This window comes from Fluviicoccus sp., from assembly GCF_030646115.1.
GTDB lineage: Bacteria > Pseudomonadota > Gammaproteobacteria > Pseudomonadales > Moraxellaceae > Fluviicoccus.
In genome coordinates this window covers 482,137-501,857 of sequence record NZ_JAUSMX010000009.1, presented here as the reverse complement: position 1 = coordinate 501,857, position 19,721 = coordinate 482,137, and the positions used below count along the sequence as shown (strand labels likewise).

18 protein-coding genes are annotated in these 19,721 nt (G+C 58.7%); 7 read left to right on the top strand and 11 right to left on the bottom strand.

Annotated elements, in window-relative coordinates; translation table 11 throughout:
- Positions 1 to 8: 8 nt before the first annotated feature.
- Positions 9 to 707 carry a DUF6776 family protein gene (locus Q7T36_RS08055; protein ID WP_304846279.1) on the bottom strand — a complete coding sequence of 233 codons (699 nt, stop codon included), beginning with the start codon at positions 705 to 707 and terminating at the stop codon, positions 9 to 11.
- A gap of 15 nt (positions 708 to 722) precedes the next feature.
- Positions 723 to 1,754 carry an N-acetyl-gamma-glutamyl-phosphate reductase gene (gene argC / locus Q7T36_RS08050; RefSeq protein WP_304846276.1) on the bottom strand — a complete coding sequence of 344 codons (1,032 nt, stop codon included), beginning with the start codon at positions 1,752 to 1,754 and terminating at the stop codon, positions 723 to 725.
- Between the two features lie 99 nt (positions 1,755 to 1,853).
- Here argC and hemJ point away from each other — a divergent pair, with 99 nt between their 5' ends.
- From hemJ to Q7T36_RS08025, 5 genes are all read left to right on the top strand, one after another.
- Positions 1,854 to 2,273 carry a protoporphyrinogen oxidase HemJ gene (gene hemJ, locus Q7T36_RS08045; RefSeq protein WP_304846273.1) on the top strand — a complete coding sequence of 140 codons (420 nt, stop codon included), beginning with the start codon at positions 1,854 to 1,856 and terminating at the stop codon, positions 2,271 to 2,273.
- A 9-nt stretch (positions 2,274 to 2,282) separates the two neighbouring features.
- Positions 2,283 to 3,059, top strand: a complete 777-nt coding sequence (locus Q7T36_RS08040; RefSeq protein ID WP_304846270.1) for a hydroxymethylpyrimidine/phosphomethylpyrimidine kinase — start codon at positions 2,283 to 2,285, stop codon at positions 3,057 to 3,059.
- Positions 3,056 to 3,676 (top strand): thiamine phosphate synthase, encoded by a 621-nt coding sequence (gene thiE / locus Q7T36_RS08035; protein WP_304846267.1) that lies wholly within the window; start codon positions 3,056 to 3,058, stop codon positions 3,674 to 3,676. The genes Q7T36_RS08040 and thiE overlap by 4 nt, the downstream gene beginning before the upstream one ends.
- Positions 3,677 to 3,772: 96 nt before the next feature.
- Positions 3,773 to 5,062, top strand: coding sequence for a glutamate-1-semialdehyde 2,1-aminomutase (gene hemL, locus Q7T36_RS08030; protein WP_304846264.1), 1,290 nt, complete (start codon positions 3,773 to 3,775; stop codon positions 5,060 to 5,062).
- Between the two features lie 14 nt (positions 5,063 to 5,076).
- Complete coding sequence (locus tag Q7T36_RS08025; RefSeq protein WP_304846261.1) at positions 5,077 to 6,321, top strand: DUF3108 domain-containing protein; 1,245 nt, start codon at positions 5,077 to 5,079, stop codon at positions 6,319 to 6,321.
- A 120-nt stretch (positions 6,322 to 6,441) separates the two neighbouring features.
- Here the strand turns inward: Q7T36_RS08025 and Q7T36_RS08020 are convergent, their stop codons facing one another.
- The 4 genes from Q7T36_RS08020 to Q7T36_RS08005 all read right to left on the bottom strand — a co-directional run bounded on the left by Q7T36_RS08020 (position 6,442) and on the right by Q7T36_RS08005 (position 12,648).
- Positions 6,442 to 7,566, bottom strand: coding sequence for a beta-ketoacyl-ACP synthase III (locus Q7T36_RS08020; RefSeq protein WP_304846258.1), 1,125 nt, complete (start codon positions 7,564 to 7,566; stop codon positions 6,442 to 6,444).
- Positions 7,567 to 7,734: 168 nt separating this feature from the next.
- Positions 7,735 to 11,616 (bottom strand): ATP-dependent RNA helicase HrpA, encoded by a 3,882-nt coding sequence (gene hrpA, locus Q7T36_RS08015; protein WP_304846255.1) that lies wholly within the window; start codon positions 11,614 to 11,616, stop codon positions 7,735 to 7,737.
- Between the two features lie 84 nt (positions 11,617 to 11,700).
- Positions 11,701 to 12,213, bottom strand: coding sequence for a DUF1877 family protein (locus Q7T36_RS08010; RefSeq protein WP_304846252.1), 513 nt, complete (start codon positions 12,211 to 12,213; stop codon positions 11,701 to 11,703).
- Positions 12,214 to 12,309: 96 nt separating this feature from the next.
- Positions 12,310 to 12,648, bottom strand: a complete 339-nt coding sequence (locus tag Q7T36_RS08005) for an FKBP-type peptidyl-prolyl cis-trans isomerase (RefSeq protein WP_304846249.1) — start codon at positions 12,646 to 12,648, stop codon at positions 12,310 to 12,312.
- Positions 12,649 to 12,761: 113 nt separating this feature from the next.
- On the opposite strand from Q7T36_RS08005, the gene Q7T36_RS08000 reads away from it, so the two are divergent.
- Both Q7T36_RS08000 and Q7T36_RS07995 read left to right on the top strand, forming a co-directional pair.
- Entirely contained in the window at positions 12,762 to 13,112 is a 351-nt protein-coding gene (locus Q7T36_RS08000) for a hypothetical protein (protein ID WP_304846246.1), read from the top strand.
- A gap of 78 nt (positions 13,113 to 13,190) precedes the next feature.
- A complete protein-coding gene (locus Q7T36_RS07995) occupies positions 13,191 to 13,532 on the top strand; it encodes a zinc ribbon domain-containing protein YjdM (RefSeq protein WP_304846243.1) in 342 nt (113 codons plus the stop codon).
- 40 nt (positions 13,533 to 13,572) lie between these two features.
- Here Q7T36_RS07995 and Q7T36_RS07990 read toward each other — a convergent pair whose 3' ends face one another.
- The 5 genes from Q7T36_RS07990 to Q7T36_RS07970 form a co-directional block, all read right to left on the bottom strand.
- Positions 13,573 to 14,736 (bottom strand): AI-2E family transporter, encoded by a 1,164-nt coding sequence (locus Q7T36_RS07990; RefSeq protein ID WP_304846240.1) that lies wholly within the window; start codon positions 14,734 to 14,736, stop codon positions 13,573 to 13,575.
- A gap of 108 nt (positions 14,737 to 14,844) precedes the next feature.
- Positions 14,845 to 15,309 carry a cysteine rich repeat-containing protein gene (locus tag Q7T36_RS07985; RefSeq protein WP_304846237.1) on the bottom strand — a complete coding sequence of 155 codons (465 nt, stop codon included), beginning with the start codon at positions 15,307 to 15,309 and terminating at the stop codon, positions 14,845 to 14,847.
- An 88-nt stretch (positions 15,310 to 15,397) separates the two neighbouring features.
- On the bottom strand, positions 15,398 to 16,168 hold the full coding sequence (locus Q7T36_RS07980) for a FecR domain-containing protein (RefSeq protein ID WP_304846233.1): 771 nt from the start codon (positions 16,166 to 16,168) through the stop codon (positions 15,398 to 15,400).
- 69 nt (positions 16,169 to 16,237) lie between these two features.
- A complete protein-coding gene (locus tag Q7T36_RS07975) occupies positions 16,238 to 17,899 on the bottom strand; it encodes an AMP-binding protein (RefSeq protein WP_304846230.1) in 1,662 nt (553 codons plus the stop codon).
- Between the two features lie 19 nt (positions 17,900 to 17,918).
- Positions 17,919 to 19,691, bottom strand: a complete 1,773-nt coding sequence (locus Q7T36_RS07970) for a M61 family metallopeptidase (protein WP_304846227.1) — start codon at positions 19,689 to 19,691, stop codon at positions 17,919 to 17,921.
- Positions 19,692 to 19,721: the final 30 nt, after the last annotated feature.

The window sequence follows — 19,721 nt, the reverse complement described above, 5'->3', positions numbered from 1 at the left end:
GGCGGTAACTACCCGCCCACCTCCCACTTGAAACGTTTCTGCACCCGGCCCGCTTTCTTGCCGGTGGCTTGAAGGGTCACTTCAATACTTTGCGGCACAAAACCTCCCGGCAAGGCCAGCTCGCCGGAAACCGCCTGAAAATACTGGAAACGGAATGGCTGGCTGACCCCCACCGGCTGGCCGCCCGCTCCCAGCACCCGCACCAACACTGTGCCGCCAATCTCGGTGGTATTCTGCGAAACTTGGGTCAGCAGCAAGCGAAAGCCGTATTTCCCCGACCCACGATTTGACAACCGGATATTCTCCACCGCCAGGCCGCCATTGGCTCCCTTGCCACCCAGCATCCGCTGATAGGTGACCATCTGCTCACGCAGGGCCGACAATTCATCCATCTGTCCTTTGCTGTCCTCCTGCATTTTGCGTGCGGTTTCCACCGCCAAGTCACGCTCCTGCTGCGCCAGCGACAGAGCCCGCTGCAGCTCGGCCACCGACCGCTGCCGTTGCTGGTTGTCCACCCGCATCAACTGCACTTCCGCCGGGCTGGCGCCCACGCTGTTCAGTGCCTGGTCGTGCCCCAGGTAATACCCCAGCGCGCCGCTCATCACCAACCCAAGCACAATGGCCAGCGCCCACAACGAGCGCGTGGCCGTCAGGAAACCGGCGGACGGCCGCCAGCTGGGTCGGGGGAAGCGTTGCCACATCGCCATAGCGGCGGCTCCGGGTCAGGGCAGCAGCGCAATCTGGCCAAGACCGGCGTCTTCCGCCAGACCGAACATCAGGTTCATGTTCTGGATGGCCTGACCCGCCGCGCCCTTCACCAGGTTGTCAATCACGGACAACACCACCACGGTGTCCCCGCCCTGCGGACGGTACACGGCCATACGGCAGGTGTTCGCGCCTTTCACCGAGCGGGTTTCCGGCAGCGAACCGGCAGGCATCACATCCACAAAGGGCTCCCCGGCATAGGTCTGTTCGAACAGCGCCTGCAGGTCACCGGGCTCTTTCGTCAGGCGTCCGTACAAGGTGGCGTGGATGCCGCGAATCATCGGCAGCAAGTGCGGCACAAAGGTCAGGCCGACGTGGCCGCCGGTCATGCCGTTCAGTCCCTGGGTGATTTCCGGCAGGTGACGATGCCCGGAAACGCCGTACGCGCGGAACGACTCCCCGGCTTCCGAATACAGCGTATGCACTTCCGCCTTGCGCCCGGCGCCGGAAACACCGGACTTGGCATCAGCCACCAGATGATCCACATCAATCAATCCGGCCTTCAGCAGCGGCATGAAACCCAGCTGCACGGCGGTCGGATAGCAACCGGGATTACCAATCACGCGCGCCGTGCGGATGGCGTCCCGATTCACTTCCGGCAGGCCGTACACAGCTTCTTCAAGGATGTCGGGGCAGCTGTGCGGCATGCCGTACCACTTCTCGAACTGGGCCAGATCCTTCAGGCGAAAGTCCGCGCCCAGATCAATGACTTTCACGCCGCGCTCCAGCAACTCCGGCGTTTGCTTCATGGCAACTCCGTGCGGGGTGGCGAAAAAAACCACATCACACGCGCCCAGGGTGTCCAGGCTGGGTTCGCTGAAAGCCAGGTTGACCCGTCCGCGCAGGTTGGGGAACATCTTCGACACCGGCATGCCGGACTCGCTGCGGGAAGTGATGGCCGTCAGTTCAACCCCCGGATGTTGCGCCAGCAAACGCAGCAGTTCGACCCCGGTGTAACCCGTTCCACCCACAATACCGACTTTGATCATGTCTATTCTCCAGTAACTTAAGGGAATTATCCGGCATGTTCAGGCAATGGGAAAGGCAAGGTTTTGTTAAACTAGCGGAAAGTTCAGGAAATCCTCCCCATGCTCTGGTTGAAAGCGTTGCACATCGTGGCGGTCATCTGCTGGTTTGCCGGCCTTTTTTACTTGCCCCGGCTGTTTGTCTATCACGCCATGAGCCACGACAGCATCAGCACCGACCGTTTCAAGATCATGGAACGGAAACTCTATCGCGGCATCATGTGGCCGTCGTTGGTCATGACGGTTGGTTTCGGCATCTGGATGATGGTGCTGGTGCCGGAATACCTGAAGAACGGCTGGATGCATGCCAAACTGGGGCTGGTGTTGCTGCTGGTGATTTATCACCTGGCCTGCGGCCGCTTCCTGCGCCAGTTCAAGGAGGACCGGAACACGCACAGCCACAAGTTCTACCGTGTATTCAACGAACTGCCGGTGCTGCTACTGGTGGCCATTGTGATTCTGGTAGTCGTGAAGCCTTTCTAGGGAAATATGATGAGACCTGTTGTCCTTTGTTTCAGCGGACTGGACCCTTCCGGCGGCGCGGGCCTGCAAGCCGACATTGAAGCCATTGGCGCACAAGGCGCGCATGCGGCGGTAGTCTGCACGGCGCTGACCATTCAGGACACTCGCCGGGTTTATGGCTTCCAGGCCATTGATCCCGCCTTCCTGCGTCAGCAAGCCGACAAGGTGCTGGCAGATTTGCCGGTCGCGGTGATCAAGTGCGGCATGCTGGCCAACCCGGAAGTGGTGGCCATGGTGCGCGAGGTCTGTGTGGCGCACCCGCATATTACACTGGTGCTGGACCCGGTGTTGGCCGCCAACAGCGGCGGCTCACTGGCCGACCCGCGCATGGTGACCGAACTGGCCTCCCTGTTTCCTCACGCCGCCCTGATCACACCCAATTCGCTGGAAACCCGCTGGTTGGCCGCGCGGGAAGACCTGGACGCCGCTCTGACGCACCTGCATGACCTCGGCGCAAAAGCCATTCTGCTGAAAGGCGGTCACGAACCGGGCAACATGATCCGTAACTTACTCTCGGTGGACGGCAAGACCGTGCAAACCAGCCAATGGCCGCGCCTGCCGCACGAATTCCATGGCTCCGGTTGCACACTGGCCTCCGCTATTGCCGGCGCACTGGCGCACGGGCTGGCCTTGCCGGTGGCGGTGACCCGGGCGGAAGTCTGGTTGCAATCGACGCTGACCGACGCCGACCTGCCTCATCCCGACGGCCAGGCGATTCCGAAGCGGGTGCGGAGCGATTTTGCATGAGGCTGGATCGCGGTCTTTATGTGATTACCGACAATGCGTTGGGAGAGCAGTTGCTGCCAGCCGTGGAACAGGCGCTGCTTGGCGGCGCGGTGATTGTGCAGTATCGCGACAAATCCGCTGACCCTGCCCGCCGCCTGCAGGAAGCCCGCGATTTGCTGGCGCTGTGCCGCCGCTATCAGCGGCCGATGCTGATCAATGATGATCTCGCCTTGGCGCTGGCCGTGGGTGCGGACGGCGTACATCTGGGCCGCAGCGACGGTTCGCTGGTCGCCGCCCGGCAGCAGCTTGGCGACGGGGCCATTATCGGCGCCACCTGCCACGACTCGCTGGCCTTCGCCGCTGAAGCTGCCGACGCCGGAGCCGATTATCTCGCCTTCGGCGCGATGTATCCGTCCGGCACCAAACCCAATGCCCGGCGCGCCAACCCGTCCTTGCTGGGCGAAGCCAAAAGCCGCTTCGGGTTGCCGGTAGTGGCCATTGGCGGCATTAACACCGATAATGCCCCCGAACTGATTGCCGCCGGGGCCGACAACCTCGCGGTTATAAACGATATTTTCGGACGTCCGTTTGACGAAATCCGGACTCGGGCGGCCATGTATCACGGCCTCTTTGCCTGACCCTGTATGTCGGGCTTCAGCCCGACAACAGACACCGAATTGAAACCGTTTTCGGGCTGAAGCCCGACCTGCATTGTTTGAAACAGAGAGCACACCATGAGCCGTAACCAGGAACTTTTCACCGCCGCCTGCAAACACATTCCCGGCGGCGTCAATTCCCCCGTCCGCGCCTTCAAGGGCGTCGGCGGCACCCCCATTTTCTTCGCCAAGGGCAAAGGGGCTTACCTCTGGGATGCCGACGGCAAGAAGTACATTGATTATGTCGGCTCCTGGGGCCCCATGATTCTGGGTCACGCCCACCCCGACATCATCAAGGCGGTGCAGGTGGCGGCGGAAGACGGCCTCAGCTTCGGTGCGCCCACCGAGCTGGAAATCGCCATGGCCGACAAGGTCTGCGAAATCCTGCCCTCCATGGACATGGTGCGCATGGTCAGTTCCGGCACCGAAGCCACCATGAGCGCCATCCGCCTGGCGCGTGGTTTTACCGGCCGCGACAAGCTGGTCAAGTTTGAAGGTTGCTACCACGGCCATGCCGACTCGCTGCTGGTCAAGGCCGGTTCCGGCATGCTGACACTGGGCGTTCCCACCTCGCCGGGTGTGCCCGCCGACCTTGCCAAGCACACGCTGACCCTGCCCTATAACGATCCCGATGCGCTGATGAAGCTCTTTGCCGAACTGGGTGAGGAAATTGCCTGCATCATCGTGGAGCCGGTGGCGGGCAACATGAACCTGATTGCCCCCACCCGCGAATTCCTCAACGCCATGCGCGACCTCTGCACCCGTTATGGCGCGGTGCTGATTTTTGATGAAGTGATGACGGGTTTCCGCGTCGCCTTGGGCGGCGCCCAGGCTTATTACGGCATCAAGCCCGATCTGACCACGCTGGGCAAGATCATCGGCGCGGGTTTGCCGGTGGGTGCATTCGGCGGCAAGCGTGAAATCATGGAATGCATTGCGCCGCTGGGTCCGGTGTATCAGGCCGGAACCCTGTCCGGCAACCCGCTGGCCATGAGCGCTGGTCTCACCATGCTCAACTTGATCAGCCAGCCCGGTTTCTATGAAAACCTAACTAGCCAGCTGGCTACCCTGCTCAGCGGCCTGCAGGCCCGCGCCGATGCCGCCGGGGTGCCGTTCACTACCGCTCAGGTCGGTGCCATGTTCGGCCTGTTCTTTACCGACAAGAAAGTGGTAACCAGCTACGCCGAAGCCACCACCTGCAACATCGAACACTTCAAGCAATTCTTCCATGCCATGCTGGACGAAGGCATTTACCTGGCTCCGTCCGCGTTCGAGGCCGGATTCATATCCAGCACCCACAGCGACGCCGATATCCAGGCCACGCTGGACGCCGCCGAACGGGCATTCGCCCGTGTCGCGGCTGCCTGAACGGCGCACCCAACGTGAGTTTTGCCTGGTTCAAGCGCCACACCCTGGGGACAGCCCTCCTGCTGTCCCTGCTGGTGCATCTGTCCATGATGTGGGACGGCGATCTGGCTGCGCTCACGGAAATGCTGGAACCGGACGACCCTGACCAGGTGTTGGAAAAGAAGAAGGCGAAATCAGTCCCCAAGGTCAAGCTGAACGTCAAATCCGGGGCTCGCCCGACAGGTGTTGCCGGAGCGACTCGGGTGACCTTGACGTTTGTGGAACCGCCGAAACCCGTGGCCGTTCCTCCGGTTGTGAAGCCTTTACCTACGCCGAAACCGGCTGCTCGGAAACCCGTCGCGGCTTCCAACAGCGCTCCAGGCACACCGGTATTGACGGCTGAAAACGGCCCTGCTGTTGCGCCACCGCCACCGCCACCTCCAGTCATAGCGGAAGAAACACCGGTGGTTGCCCAAGTGGACACGCCACCGGCGCCACCGGCCCCCAAGGTGGAACCGCCACCGGCCTTCCCGGCGGAATTACAGGCCAATTTCCGCGCCGCCGTCGAGGGCATCAAGGCCAATGTGCTTCAGGTTTGGCGCATGGAGGGTTACCAGTACAGCATTGAAAACAGCAGCTCATTTGTCGGCTTTAAGTTCCGCATGACCACAGAAGGGGAAATAACACCGGACGGGACTTTGAAGCCCTGGAAATACCGGTTGATGATGAACAAGAAGATTTTGCGTTTCGCTGACTTTGATTATCAAAACAATGTCTTGTCCTATGGCAAGCCGGATCGTCCGCGCTCCGTCCGTATCACCGAAAATATCTACGACCATCTCAGCATGGCCTATCAACTGGCGGTGAGTTTTACCGGCGAGCCGATGACACTTTATTTCACCACCGGCGCCAGTTTTTCGATTGTGGATTTGACACTGGCCGGAGAAGAAACCCTCAAGTTACCCGGCGGCATTCTTAAAACCCTGCATATCCAGGGCAAAAGTCGCGAAGGCACCCCTTTTGAGGTGGACATCTGGCTGGCCCCGGAGCATCGGAATTTTCCCGCCAAGATTCTGATCAAGCGCAAGGCGGAAACGCTGGAAATGAGCCTGAAAGACTTGTCGTTTGAAGGACAGATGCGCTATGGCAAGAAGGTAAAAGGAAGTCAGGAAGAAGACGAAGACAGCTCTGTCCCGGCGGAATGGATGGATCGTCCAGACTTCAAGCAGTATCAGCAGGAACAGAAAGGGTCGGGCTTGCCGGGAGAAGATGCACCCTGAGGAGCACATCTCCCGCTGCTAGCCGCTGACTCCCGCGAAGGCGGGAATCTACGGTGCGTAAAGCTAATTGTGTTTGTCGGAGGTGGATACCCGCCTTCGCGGGCATGATGAATCCGGGTATCAACTCGCCTTGCGCACAATCACGCTGCCAATCGAATACCCGGCCCCAAAGGAACAGATCACGCCCACATCGCCGCCCGCCAGATTATCGCGATGCAGGTGGAAGGCAATGATGGAACCCGCCGAACTGGTATTGGCATAACGGTCCAGAATAATCGGCGCTTCCTCAATTGTCGGGTCACGATCCAGCACACGGCGGGCAATCAGCGCATTCATGCTGCTGTTGGCCTGGTGCAGCCACATCCGCTTCAGTTGCGCCGCTTCCAGATTCAACTCACCCAGATGCCGGGTAATCTGTTCGGCCACCATCGGGCACACTTCCTTGAACACCTTGCGGCCTTCCTGGCGGAACAGCTTGTCGCGCTGGCCGACACCGCTTTCATCACAACGGTTCAGGAAACCGAAATTGTTGCGGATATTGTTGCTGAACTGGGTTTGCAGCTTGGTGCCGACAATTTCCCAAGCTTCGGGATTGGTGCAGGTATCGGCGGTTTCCAGGATCACGGCGGTGCAGACATCACCGAAAATGAAGTGACAGTCGCGGTCGCGCCATTCCAGATGGCCGGAGCAGATTTCCGGATTCACCATCAGCACGCACTTCGCCGAACCGCTGCGAATGGCATCGGCCGCCGTTTGCAGGCCGAAAGTGGCGGACGAACAAGCCACATTCATGTCAAAGGCAAAACCCTTGGCGCCAATGGCGTTCTGGATTTCGATAGACATGGCGGGATACGGACGCTGCATGTTGGAGCAGGCCACGATAATCATGTCGATATCGGCAGCGGTTTTGCCGGACTGTTCCAGCGCACCGGCAATCGCCTTGACCGCCATTTCGCATTGCATGGACGGCTCGTCATCACCGCGTTCGGCAATGAAGGGGTACATGCGCTCGGGGTCCAGGATACCGGACTTGTTGAGGACAAACCGGGACTGGATGCCCGACGCCTTTTCAATGAACTCCGGTGTCGAGCCCTTCAGGGCCTGCACTTCGCCGCGCTCAATGGCCTCGGCGTTGCGGGCATTGAACAGTTCGACATAGGCATTCAGCGATTCCACCAGCTCTTCGTTGCTGATGCTTTCACTGGGGGTGAACAATCCGGTTCCACTGATCAGGACCTTCTTCATCCATCAACTCCTCGCGGGTGGCGATTTTGGGCGGCGCCGGCGGATAAACAACCGTCCGCAGTCAGGCAGGACAGACAGCCGTGGTACGGCCGTCCGCAAAAGTGTAACAATTTGCCTCAAAGATGTCAGGCAGGCAAGGGTTTTGTCGGACAAACGGCGTGTCTAATCTCAGAGTTCCGACCACAGCTTGTCCAGGCGCTGCGCAGAAACCGGCACCGCGGTCTTCATCGGCTGGGAAAACAGGGAAATCCGGTATTCCTCCAGCAGCCAGCGATACTCCTCCACCGGCTCCAGCGTCAGACCACGCGCAATCCGGTCGGTCTTTTTCTGCTGCAAGGCCTTCCAGCGTTTCTGCATGTCCTGCGTTCCTTGGGTATCCCGCAACATATTGTTGGGCAGCCGTTGAAGACGCAAATGCACCGCCTTCAGGTAGCGGGCATATTCCTTCCAGCGAGCATTGGGCACTTCTGCCGCAAACGTGGTCGGATGCAAAGCCTCCAATTGCGCCTTGATATCCTCCACCGCCGGGGCAAAAACCGCCTGCCGCATACCCTGCAACTCCTTCTGCACTTCCCGCCATTGATGGTAGATATCGCCCAACTGCTGCACCAGCCGCGCCGCTTCAGACAACAGCTTCGGCCGCACCTTGCCCAGCCAGGCGTCATAGGCGGCGCGGGTATATGCATTTTCGGGCAGGCAGACGGTGCGAAACACCGCGTTGACCGCCTGTTCTTCCAATTGCTGCTTGTTGCCGAAGGCCGCGTAATCCAGTGTCAGGGCCGGAGTAATGTATTTCTTGATCTGTTTCAGTTCCGCAGCGCACTGGTGTTTGCACAGCCAGACCATGCCGTGATAATGCTCACGCTGCGCCTCGGCCTCGCTGCTCAGGTATTGCAGGCTGACGCCTTTCTCCCCCGCCACCAGCGCCGCATAACTGCGCGACGGCAAGCCGGCCACCTTCTTCTCCATCAGCGGAGGGATGGCTTCGGGGAACGTAATCATCAATTCGTCCGTTGCCGGCTGCACCACAACTTTCTGCCCGGCGAATTTGATCCGCAGTTCTTCCAGATCCCGGCCCGTCGCCAGTGTCTTGCCCTTTTCATCCACCACGCGCAGGTTGAAACGGCAGTAAACGGGCAGTTGCTGAAGGGCGTCCTGCCAGTCCTCGGGCGTCACGCGGATACTTTTCTGCATCAGTATCTGGCTGAGCATAGTTTCCAACGACGCCGAATGCGCCTTCCCTTCCAGCCTCTCCACCACGAACTTCACCGTGTCCGGCACCGGCACCAGTTGCCGCCGCAAGGCTTTCGGCAAGGCTTTCAACAGGGCTTCCACCTTGTCATCCAGCAATCCCGGCACCAGCCATGACAAGGTCGCCGCCGAAATCTGCGACAACACCGTATAGGGAACGCTGACCGTCACACCATCGTCCTCGGCGCTGGGGTCGAAGTGATAGCTGAGCGGCAGGCGCAGGCCGCTGATATCCAGATGGTCGGGATACTCGTCGATGGCAGGCAGGCTGTCGCCGGTCAGCAGGTCCTCCGGCTTCAGGAACAGTATTTGCGGATTCTTGCGTTCTTCATCATGCCGCCAGCCGTCAAAGGCGCGGGCGTTGGCGATAGTGGGCGGAATCAGCTTGTCGTAGAAGGCATACAGCACTTCGTCATCCACCAGCAGGTCGCGACGTCGCACCTTGTCTTCCACGCGGGTAATGTCCTCCACCAATTGCCGGTTGTGCTTGAGGAAGGCCGCCTTGAGGTTGATGTCGCCTTCCACCAGCGCGCTGCGGATGAAAATCTCCCGCGCCTCCACCGGATTGACCTTCTCGTAGCTCAGCTTGCGCTTGGGGTTGACGATCAGCCCGAACAGCGACAACTGCTCAAAAGCCATCACCCGGCCCTGTCCCTTTTCCCAGTGCGGCTCGAAGACATGGTGCTTCAGCAGGTGCTTGCCTTCCTGCTCAATCCACTCCGGTTCCACCTTGGCGACGGTGCGCAGGTAGACCTGGCTGGTTTCCACGACTTCAGAGGCCATCACCCACGGAGGCGACTTCTTGTGCAGAATGGAACCGGGGAAAATCTTCGCTTTCTGGTTGCGGGCGGCTATGAACTCGCGGTCGTCGCCCTTGTGCGCAATTTGCGCCAGCAACCCGGACAGCAGGGCGCGGTGAATGGTTTCGTAATTTGCCGGTTCGCTGTTGCGGGCCAGGTTGAACTCCTTGCAGACGATCAGCAACTGATGGTGCGTTTCCTTCCACTCGCGCATGCGCAGGTAAGAAATGAAGTGCGTCTTCGCCCATTGCCGCCGCTGGTTTTCACTCAGGTCGCCGCGCACTTCCTCGAAGGTGCGCCAGAGTTTCACATAGAACAGGAAATCGGAGTCCGGCTCACGGAACAGGGCATGCTTCTGGTCGGCCTGGGTTTGCTTCTCGGGCGGCCGCTCGCGCGGGTCCTGCACACTGATGGCGCTGACGATCATCAGCATCTCATCCAGGCAACCGTTGTGCGCCCCGGCAATGATCATCCGCGCCAGACGCGGGTCCAGCGGGAAGCGGCTGAGCTGGCGGCCGAGATTGGTCAGCTTGTGGTCGTCATCCAGCGCACCCAGTTCTTCCAGCACCCGCACGCCGTCATTGATGAAGCGGCTGTCCGGCGGTTCCACAAAGGGAAAGTTGCTGATATCACCCAGACCCAGCGCATGCATTTGCAGGATGACCGACGCAAGGTGGGTGCGGCGGATTTCCGGCTCGGTGAACTCCGGGCGACCCAGGAAGTCTTCTTCACTGTAAAGACGGATACAGATACCGGGCGCAATTCGGCCGCAACGGCCTTTACGCTGATTGGCTGCCGCCTGCGACACCGCTTCAATCGGCAGCCGTTGCACCCGTGAACGGTAGGAATAGCGGCTGATACGGGCGAAACCGGGATCAATCACGTAGTAGATGTTCGGCACCGTCAGCGAGGTTTCCGCAACATTGGTGGCGATGACAATACGGCGACCCTTGCCGCTGGGGTGGAAAATTTTCTGCTGCTCGGCCAGCGACAAGCGGGCGTACAACGGCAAAATCTCCGTGTGTTGCGGACCGTACTTGCGCAGGGTTTCCGCCAGCTCGCGGATTTCGCGCTCGGTGCTGGCGAAAATCAGGATATCGCCCTGCCCCGGCCTCCCGGAACGACGGCCATGTTCCACGCACTCATCTACCGCCGCCAGCACGGCGCGCGGCAAGGCATCTTCCAGTTGCTCGAAGCTTTCGTCCTCATCGGAGGCCACGGCTTCAGTGGTTATGGGGCGGTACAGCAATTCCACCGGAAAGGTGCGGCCTTCGACATTGATGATCGGTGCGTTGTTGAAGTGGCGGCTGAAACGTTCCACGTCAAGCGTCGCGGAGGTAATCACCACTTTCAGGTCGGGACGCTTGTCCATCAGTTGCCGCAGGTAGCCCAGCAGGAAGTCGATATTGAGGCTGCGCTCGTGCGCTTCGTCGATGATCAGGGTGTCATAGGCATTGAGGTAGCTGTCGCCTGTCAGTTCGGCCAGCAGGATGCCGTCGGTCATCAGCTTGACGTAGCCGTTGGCGTTGATGGCCTCGCTGAAACGCACCTTGAAACCGACCACTTCACCCAGCGGGCTGCCCAGTTCTTCGGCTATACGTGCAGCCACGCTGCGGGCGGCCAGGCGGCGCGGTTGGGTATGGCCGATGTAACCGGTGCGGCCGCGTCCGGCCAGCAGGCAGAGCTTGGGCAGCTGCGTGGTTTTACCGGAACCGGTTTCACCGGCGACCACCACTACCTGATGGTTGCGGATGGCCTCGATGATGTCGGCGGCGCGGCTACTGACCGGGAGGTCGTCGTTGAGACGGATTTCCGGCAGGCTGGCGATGCGTTTGGCGACGTGGGCCTGGGATTGTTCGATCTGGCTTTGCAGCTGGGCGGCGGCTTCGTCGCGCTTTTCAGGGGCGATGCCGCGCAGGCGCTGCCAACGGGCGATCAGGCGCGGGCGGTCGGCAACGAGGCAGGTGTCGATGGCGGCGAAGAAGGCGGCCTTGTGCATGGGGTCGGGTCGGGGCTGGAAATTTGGTGGGGTAGTTTAGCGGAAAAAACAGCTTCTGCCCCACGTCCTGCAACCACGCCACCCTCAGATGAAATAATAGACAACCACATCACCGCGCTCGGCGGCCTTCATGAAAAATTCTCGCATTTCAAGATAGGCAGCCGCTACTTCTTCAAATTCATGAGAATGACGATAAATGTCACCCTTGGAGACGGCTTCTTTATAACAATCGGAATCAAACCGCTTTCTCAAATGCTCTACGGTAAAAGTCTTCAAAACGGCTGCGGCATAACCCACGCTATCTGCATCCAGTAGCTGACAAAAATCCGGGCCATTCTCCAAAGGTTCCCCCTCTAACACACAATCGGGGTTGTCGCAGATTTCGCCTTCTTCATCCAATATCTGAAATTCATCATCGTCAAAATGGGTCTCACCCATCGCATCCAACAGAAAAAACAGGATATTCCACGCATACTCCGGGCAAAAATTACCGGTTTGAATTTCGTCTATCAAATCATGGAAGTCATCCAGATCCACCTCTTCCAACTGCTCAACGGTGCTTTCAGGGCAAGCATAGAACTGCATTGATTGTCCCATCTCCATCTCCTTGTAGTTTTATAACAATGACGGGGCTTTCGTTGCCCCTGTGCATATCTAGGCGCGGCTCAATCATCTTACATGCCGCATGGCTATTCAATCTCTGGTCTTCACATCCAGCAACTCAATTTCAAACACCAGATCCGAGTTTGGCTTGATCAAAGGCCCCATCTGCCGCGCTCCGTACGCCAGATGCGACGGCACCATCAGCTTGCGCTTGCCGCCCACCTTCATCCCCATCATGCCCTGATCCCAACCCTGAATCACCCGCCCGGTGCCGATCACGCACTGGAACGGCTGCCCGCGATCCACCGAGGAATCGAACTTCGTCCCGTCCAGCAGCCAGCCGGTGTAATGCGCCGTGATCAACGCGCCCTTCACGCATTCCTTGCCTTCACCCACCACAATATCGGTTACACCCAGTTCATTGCTCATGTTGCGTATTCCCATCATCAATTTGGCGACGCCCGAATTTACCCGGATAACTTCCGTTACTGATCCCGGATTGTTATCTTACCCGAGGTTTTCTCCTTCTTTCCCGAGCCATCATGAACTTTCAGTCCCTTTCCGACGCCGACATCCTCACCATCGCCAACCCGATCATGGACAACCTGATGGAGGCCTCAACCCGCATCGACCACGCCGCCCATGTCCGCGATTTCACCGATCGCATCAAAGCCATCGTCACGCCAGAACACCTGGATTATGTCTGCCGCCAATATCAGGCCGAAAAAGGCTTTTTTGCCGGACGCGAGCCGGTCGCCGTGTTCAAGCGCCCCGACTCCGCCGCGATTGTCTGGCGGCAAAGCTTCACCAAAGCCCAAGGTGATTTTGTGGCGGAAATGGTGCTGGTCTGTCGTGACGGGCGGTATCAGGTTGATCATGTGATGGTGTTCTAAACTGTCATACCCGTTTATTTTTCAGGGCTATTATTGTACCCTTCCGCCCCTCTTTCCCCCATTTCTCAGGCGCACACCATGTCCGACCTCCCCCATTGCCCCAAATGCAACTCCGAATATACCTATGAAGACGGCGGCATGGTCATCTGCTCGGAATGCGCCCATGAATGGACTAAGGGTGCGGCGGCTGAAGCCGGTGACGATGCCCGCATCATCAAGGATGCCAACGGCAACCTGTTGCAGGACGGTGATTCCGTCACCGTGATCAAGGACCTCAAGGTCAAGGGCACCTCGCTGGTGGTCAAGGTGGGCACCAAGGTCAAGAATATCCGTCTGGTGGATGGCGACCACGACATCGATTGCAAGATTGACGGCATTGGTCCCATGAAATTGAAGTCCGAGTTCGTCAAGAAGGCCTGAGTCCTGCCTCCCGGCCGCGCATCCCTGCGGCCGGGATCATTTATTCCCCCAACAGTTCCCCCACCGGCTTCAACCCCTCCACATGATCACAAATCACCTTGATTGACATCAGGATCGGCAAGCCCAGCAACAGCCCCCAGAAGCCCCATAACCATCCCCAGCCGAGCATCCCCACAAAAACAGCCACCGGATTCATGCGGCTGGCGCGACTGGTCAGCCATGGAAACAGGATGTATCCCTCAATCCCGTGAATCAGCAGTGATACTCCGCCCACCAGCAAGGCCATGTTCAGCGAGTCAAATTGCAGGAACCCCAACAACGCCGAGCCCACCGTCACCACCAGCATGCCAATGTACGGCACGAAGTCCAGAATCCCGGCAATCAGTCCCAGAACCGCCGCATGCTCAAGCCCGATCCAGCGAAATGCCAGCCAGGTCGCGACTCCCACCATGACACTGGTCAGTACCTGCACCACCAGATACCGTTGGATCTGCCTCGTAATTTCATCCAGAACCTGCACCGTGATTTTACGCCGGCTGAACGTGGGGCCAGCAATTTTCACGATTTTACGCCGGAACCTGTCTCCGGAGGTCAACAGGAAATAGGTCGTGAAGCAGACTATCAATGCCTGCCCGACCATGGCGAAGAGGCTGAGGGTGCCACTCCAGAAATAGTTGCTGATATTGAATTTGGCATGTTCTATCTGGACCCTAGTCACGCCTTTTCCTGCGGGAATGGAAGTCCCGGCTTCTTCGGTCGCCTGCTCAATCTGTTTGGCGGCCTTTTGCAGCATCTCCATGGGTCCGACGCTGCTGTCGCGATCACGCTGCAAGGAAACCCGCACTTTCTGAGCCGCCGCCGGTAACGCGCCGATCAAGTCAGCGGCATCATCACTCAGGGAATAAACCGTCATGCCAGTACCGCCAATCAGCCCCAAAAGCACCAGGGCTGAGGCCAGGGCGCGGGGGATTCGCCAATGAACCATCCGGTCCACCAACGGCGACAAAGTGTAACTGCACATCAGCGCCAGAAAAACCGGGATCAGGAATTCCCCGGCCCAGTGGAGGGCATACAAGACTGCCAGCACTGCCAACACCGCCAGCGAGACACTGCGGATACCTACGGGTACATCCATGACCACCGGAGGAGTTTCCAACGATGCCTCCGGTTCAATGATGTCCTGCCCATCAAGGGATGTGTTCATGACGACGGCCTTTGTAAGTGAACCGTCATCATAGAGTCTGCGGGGATTGGCCGGGAGAATGACTTGAGAGCTTATTGTTGCTTGAACTCCGTCAGCATACAGCCATCCTTAAAGATCACCCTCATCATCGGCCGGTTTGGCCTGACCTTGTTGTGACTGCTGTTGCCGGCGCTGCATCATAATGCCCTGTGCCCGCTGCTTTCCCTCCGAAACCTTGGTCTGGCACTCCGGTGACAGCTCGCTCTTGTGCTGCACCAGACAGGCGCGCATGCGACCCTGACCAGGTTGTGTGCCGGTGCAGAATTTCTGGATATCCGCCTTGCATGGCCCGTTCTTCACCGATTGCGCCGCTGCAGTTATCGTTTCACGGCATTGCGGAGAAACCTTGGCGCGGTTCATGGCCAGACAGGTTGCCATGCGTCCCTGACCCGGCAACACACCGGGGCACAGCTTCACGATATCTTCCCGGCAAGGCCCCTTGCCATAAGCCGGTGAGTCCGGGGTGGCTGCCTCTTCGGCTGCGGCTCCGCCGGACAACAACACAACCAGTAATCCCATAACAATCTTGTTCATGACGACCCTCTTGCTTATGTTTTTGTGTCAACCGAGTTTCCATCGCCATCAGGCGACAATCAACCCTTAACCACAAAATTAACAGGGATTAACGTTGGAATCTCTGCAGGGGCTGAATTTGCTGCAAGGGTCGCAGCCGCTGCTTCTGGATTTCCTGACGCAAGGCGCGTAAACGCTCCACCCGCTCCATGAGCCTGGCCTTCAACTCGGGCTTGATGGCTTCGAGCTTTTCATCCAGACGCGGACGGTTTTCCAGAAAACGGGGAATGGCGGCCAGCAATCTGGGCCGATCGCGAAAAGGGGCAAACCCGGCAAACCCCGGCTTCACTTCCACCGTCTCACCTTCCGCCTCAATCATCGTCCCGCCCTCATGCACCCGGTCATACGTCCCGGCCGGTGTTTCTTCAGTGGCTTCGGCCTCCGGCACGAATACGGGCTCATGATCCGTACCGCGAATACCAATGGAAGCGGTCGGAGTTTTCACCTTGTAATGCGCGGGATTGGTCTGGCCAATCCACCCGGTTACCGCCCGGAATGACCCCTGCAACAGACTGAACACGCTGCTGTCATCGTCCTTGTTCGCCGCGCGGTAGGTATCAATCACCAGACGGGTATTGGCGCGAACGGCCAGATAGGCATCGTCCACCATCCTGATATGCACCTGCCCGGTTTTACCGGTGACCAGCGTTTCGCCTTCGCTGACCTTGTCCCCCATACGCAGGGCATGACCGCTACCGGTGCTGTCCAGCACGGACACTTCACCTTCAATCTGGGTCACCGTCCCTGCCTTCAGACCGGCCCAAACACCGCCAGACCCCAAACCACACACCAGCATCAACGCATATGCCGCTGTTCTCATGTCCTGCACTCCCCAAAGAAAAAGCCTGTCCGGAGACAGGCTTCATTTCAAACCTTAACCACGCTGCAATCAACCCTTGTCGCGCAATTCGCGACGCAGGATCTTGCCCACCGGGGTCTTCGGCAAATCGGTCTTGAAGACGATGGACCGCGGCACCTTGTAACCGGTCAGGTTGTTCTTCAGGTGAATCATCAGCTCTTCCTCACTGAGGGAGGCATCCTTCTTCACCACAAACAAACGCACCGACTCGCCGGACTTGGAGTCAGGCACGCCCACGCAGGCGCACTCCAGAACCCCGGCATGCTGCACGGCGACTTCTTCAATCTCGTTGGGATAGACGTTGAAGCCGGACACCAGAATCATGTCCTTCTTGCGGTCGACGATACGGATATAGCCGTCAGGCTGCACCAATGCCACGTCACCGGTCTTCAACCAGCCGTCCGAAGTAACCGTTTCGGCGGTGGCTTCCGGACGCTGCCAGTAACCCTTCATCACCTGCGGACCACGGGCCCACAGCTCACCGGCCTCACCCAACGGCATGTCTTCGCCGTCGTCATTGACGATACGCACTTCGGTATTGGGCACCGGTACGCCAATGGTGCCGATCTGGATGGCGGTCGGCGGGTTAATGGTGATCACCGGCGAAGACTCGGTCATGCCATAGCCTTCGCAAACCTTGCTGCCGGTCAGCTTTTCCCAGTCATTGGCCACCGCCGTCTGCATGGCCATGCCGCCGGCAATGGTCACCTTCAGCTTGCTGAAGTTCAGCTTGCGGAATTCCGGGTTGTTCATCAAGGCCACGAACAAGGTGTTCAGACCCATCATGGCAGTGAAGTCCCAGGATTGCAGCTCTTTCACGAAGCCGGGAATGTCACGCGGATTGGTGATCAGCACGGTATGCATGCCCAGCACCATGCCAATGCAAGAAACCCCGAAGGCAAAGATGTGGTACAGCGGCAGCGGGCAGATCATCACTTCACGGCCCGGCTGCAAGGCCGTACTGAGGAAAGCGTGGGTCTGCATCATGTTCGAGGTAATGGTGCGATGCGTCAGCATGGCTCCCTTGGAAACACCGGTGGTGCCGCCGGTATATTGCAGGCAGGCAATATCATCGGGCTTGGCGGTGTATTCCTTCAGCTTGTGAGGATTGGCGCGAATCAGGCGGGTGAAGGGGATGGCGGTGGGCAGGTCATAGTCCGGCACCATTTTCTTCACATACTTCACGACATTATTGACAATCAGTCGCTTCAACGGCGGCATCATGTCGCCCACTTCGGTCATGATCAGGTAGCGAATGCCGGTTTGCGGCAGCACTTCTTCCACCATGTGGCCGAAGTTGGCCAGCGCAACCAGCGCCTTGCAACCGGCGTCCTTGAACTGGTGCTGCATTTCGCGGGCGGTGTACAGCGGGTTGGTGTTCACCACCACCAGCCCGGCACGCAAAATACCAAAAACCACTACCGGATACTGGAGCACATTAGGCATCTGCACCGCCACGCGGTCGCCCGGTTGCAGGTCGGTATTCTGCTGGAACCAGGTCGCCACGGCGGCGCTGTACTTGTCCAGTTCGGCAAACGTCAGGGTGCGGCCCATGTTCGAGAACGCCGGTTTGTTGGCGTACTTGCGGCATGCATCCTTGAACAGATGCATGATCGTGGGATACACCTCGGTGTTGATCTCACGGGCGAGGCCTTGGGGGTACTTGTCTTTCCAGAAATCCGGTTGTTCCATCAGGAGGCTCCTGTTTCAGTTATTGGTCCAGAATCCACTGCTCGGCCCGCTGCCGCAACCCGGGGTCGGACGGCAAGGCCAGCGCACAATTCTCAAAGGGAGCGGCCTGCAGATGAACCTCAAATGGCAACAGTTCATCGCGGCGGAATGCGTGGATGCAAAGATTACCACCTACCGGATAGCTGGCAATCACTTTTTCCAATTGAGAACTAACTTTCAGGCCGTCCACGGCAATAATCAGGTCACCGGCCGAAAGACCGGCGGCATCGGCGGCTCCGCCCCGCCAAACATTCTGCAGCAGGAAGCCGCCTTCGGAGGCCTGCCCCCGCACTCCCAAACTGGCATATACCTGACCATTGGCGCCGGAATCCGCTCTCAGGTTCAAGCTGATACCCTGCTTTTCCAGTAACGATTTCAAGGGTAGCTCAGCAGTTCCGTGCAGCCAGTCCGTCCACTCGGAGCTCCAGACCCGGCCGGAAAGTCTCTCCACCAGCCGCTGCACCGTGTCCGGCTCTACCCCTATGCCGGGCTTGCCGTGCTCCTGCCACAAAAGCCGCATCACATCATCCAGGCGCAACGTATTGTTGGAATCTTGGCGCAGGGTCAGATCAATGCACAAGGCTACCAGCGAACCTTTGATGTAATAGCTGACCACGCTGTTCGGGGTGTTTTCGTCCGGCTTGTAGTATTTGGTCCAGGCGTCAAAACTGGATTCCGTCACCGACTGCACGTGACGACCGGGCGTCTTCAGGTAACGGCTGATCTGTTGTCCCAGCATATCGAGATAATCCTGGGAGGAAATTACCCCGGAGCGCGCCAGGATCAAGTCGTCATAATAGGAAGTGAAGCCCTCAAACACCCACAGTAACGGCGTGTAGTTCTCCCGTTCCAGATCTGGCTGCATCAATACCGCCGGCTTGATGCGTTTCACCAGCCAGGCATGAAAATATTCATGGCTGCAGAGGCCCAGGAATGTCCGGTATTTGTCCGAGGGGCGCTCGGGCTCGGTGGATAACGGCAAATCATCCCGCGAGCACATCAGGCTGGTTGAATTGCCATGCTCCAGACCTCCGTAGCCATTGCCTGTGACCATGACCTGGAACAGGTAGCCGGCAAACGGCGCCGGGTCATGCCAGAAACGGATACAGGTTTCGCAGATCTTCGCCAAATCCCGGGCCAGCCGGGCTTTGTCGGCGCGTTGGCGGCCGGTCAGCACCATGCGGTGCGGCATGGCGTCTGCGGCAAACTCCAGTTCATCAAAGGTTCCCATTTCCACCGGTGCGTCCAGCAGGGACGCGTAATCGGGGGCTTCGTACTCTCCAAAACCACTGGCAAGCGTCGCGCGCGGCGTCAGGCCCGTCGCTACTTTCCAGCCTTCCACGCCTTCGGGGCATTGAATATCCAGCGTTACAGGCATCTGTTCCTGCCCGGCAACCGCCAAAAACAGGCAGGGGCCGTTGAAATAACCGTGAAATTGGTCCAGATGCGCCCCGCGCACGGACAAATCCCAGGCATAAACTTCATACTCAACCCGGATATCACCGGCGTGCGGCTCAACCATCCATTGATTTTTCCCGACCTTGTTGACATCTAATAACAAGCCTTGCGCGGTCCGGGCGCTTAAACTCACAATATGCCGCGCGAAATCGCGAATCATATAGCTGCCGACGATCCAGTTCGGTAACCACAACAGTTGCCCCTGCGGGTGCGGATGGTGTACATGCAGGGTTATCTGAAAGAAATGACTGGCCGGGTGTCGGGCCATGACCGTGTAATGGCAGGCTGCATGCATGGTGGGCTTATCCGCTTGAAGAAAATATCC

Excerpts from the sequence above, each read along its gene's own strand:
- Q7T36_RS08005 (WP_304846249.1), bottom strand. The coding sequence starts at position 12,648 with ATGAGCAATGAACTGGGTGTAACCGATATTGTGGTGGGTGAAGGCAAG.
- thiE (WP_304846267.1), top strand. The coding sequence starts at position 3,056 with ATGAGGCTGGATCGCGGTCTTTATGTGATTACCGACAATGCGTTGGGA.
- Q7T36_RS08040 (WP_304846270.1), top strand. The coding sequence starts at position 2,283 with ATGAGACCTGTTGTCCTTTGTTTCAGCGGACTGGACCCTTCCGGCGGC.
- Q7T36_RS08020 (WP_304846258.1), bottom strand. The coding sequence starts at position 7,566 with ATGAAGAAGGTCCTGATCAGTGGAACCGGATTGTTCACCCCCAGTGAA.
- Q7T36_RS08000 (WP_304846246.1), top strand. The coding sequence starts at position 12,762 with ATGAACTTTCAGTCCCTTTCCGACGCCGACATCCTCACCATCGCCAAC.
- hrpA (WP_304846255.1), bottom strand. The coding sequence starts at position 11,616 with ATGCACAAGGCCGCCTTCTTCGCCGCCATCGACACCTGCCTCGTTGCC.
- hemJ (WP_304846273.1), top strand. The coding sequence starts at position 1,854 with ATGCTCTGGTTGAAAGCGTTGCACATCGTGGCGGTCATCTGCTGGTTT.
- Q7T36_RS08010 (WP_304846252.1), bottom strand. The coding sequence starts at position 12,213 with ATGGGACAATCAATGCAGTTCTATGCTTGCCCTGAAAGCACCGTTGAG.
- argC (WP_304846276.1), bottom strand. The coding sequence starts at position 1,754 with ATGATCAAAGTCGGTATTGTGGGTGGAACGGGTTACACCGGGGTCGAA.
- Q7T36_RS07980 (WP_304846233.1), bottom strand. The coding sequence starts at position 16,168 with ATGAGAACAGCGGCATATGCGTTGATGCTGGTGTGTGGTTTGGGGTCT.
- Q7T36_RS07970 (WP_304846227.1), bottom strand. The coding sequence starts at position 19,691 with ATGCATGCAGCCTGCCATTACACGGTCATGGCCCGACACCCGGCCAGT.
- Q7T36_RS07975 (WP_304846230.1), bottom strand. The coding sequence starts at position 17,899 with ATGGAACAACCGGATTTCTGGAAAGACAAGTACCCCCAAGGCCTCGCC.
- Q7T36_RS07985 (WP_304846237.1), bottom strand. The coding sequence starts at position 15,309 with ATGAACAAGATTGTTATGGGATTACTGGTTGTGTTGTTGTCCGGCGGA.
- Q7T36_RS08055 (WP_304846279.1), bottom strand. The coding sequence starts at position 707 with ATGGCGATGTGGCAACGCTTCCCCCGACCCAGCTGGCGGCCGTCCGCC.
- Q7T36_RS07990 (WP_304846240.1), bottom strand. The coding sequence starts at position 14,736 with ATGAACACATCCCTTGATGGGCAGGACATCATTGAACCGGAGGCATCG.
- hemL (WP_304846264.1), top strand. The coding sequence starts at position 3,773 with ATGAGCCGTAACCAGGAACTTTTCACCGCCGCCTGCAAACACATTCCC.
- Q7T36_RS07995 (WP_304846243.1), top strand. The coding sequence starts at position 13,191 with ATGTCCGACCTCCCCCATTGCCCCAAATGCAACTCCGAATATACCTAT.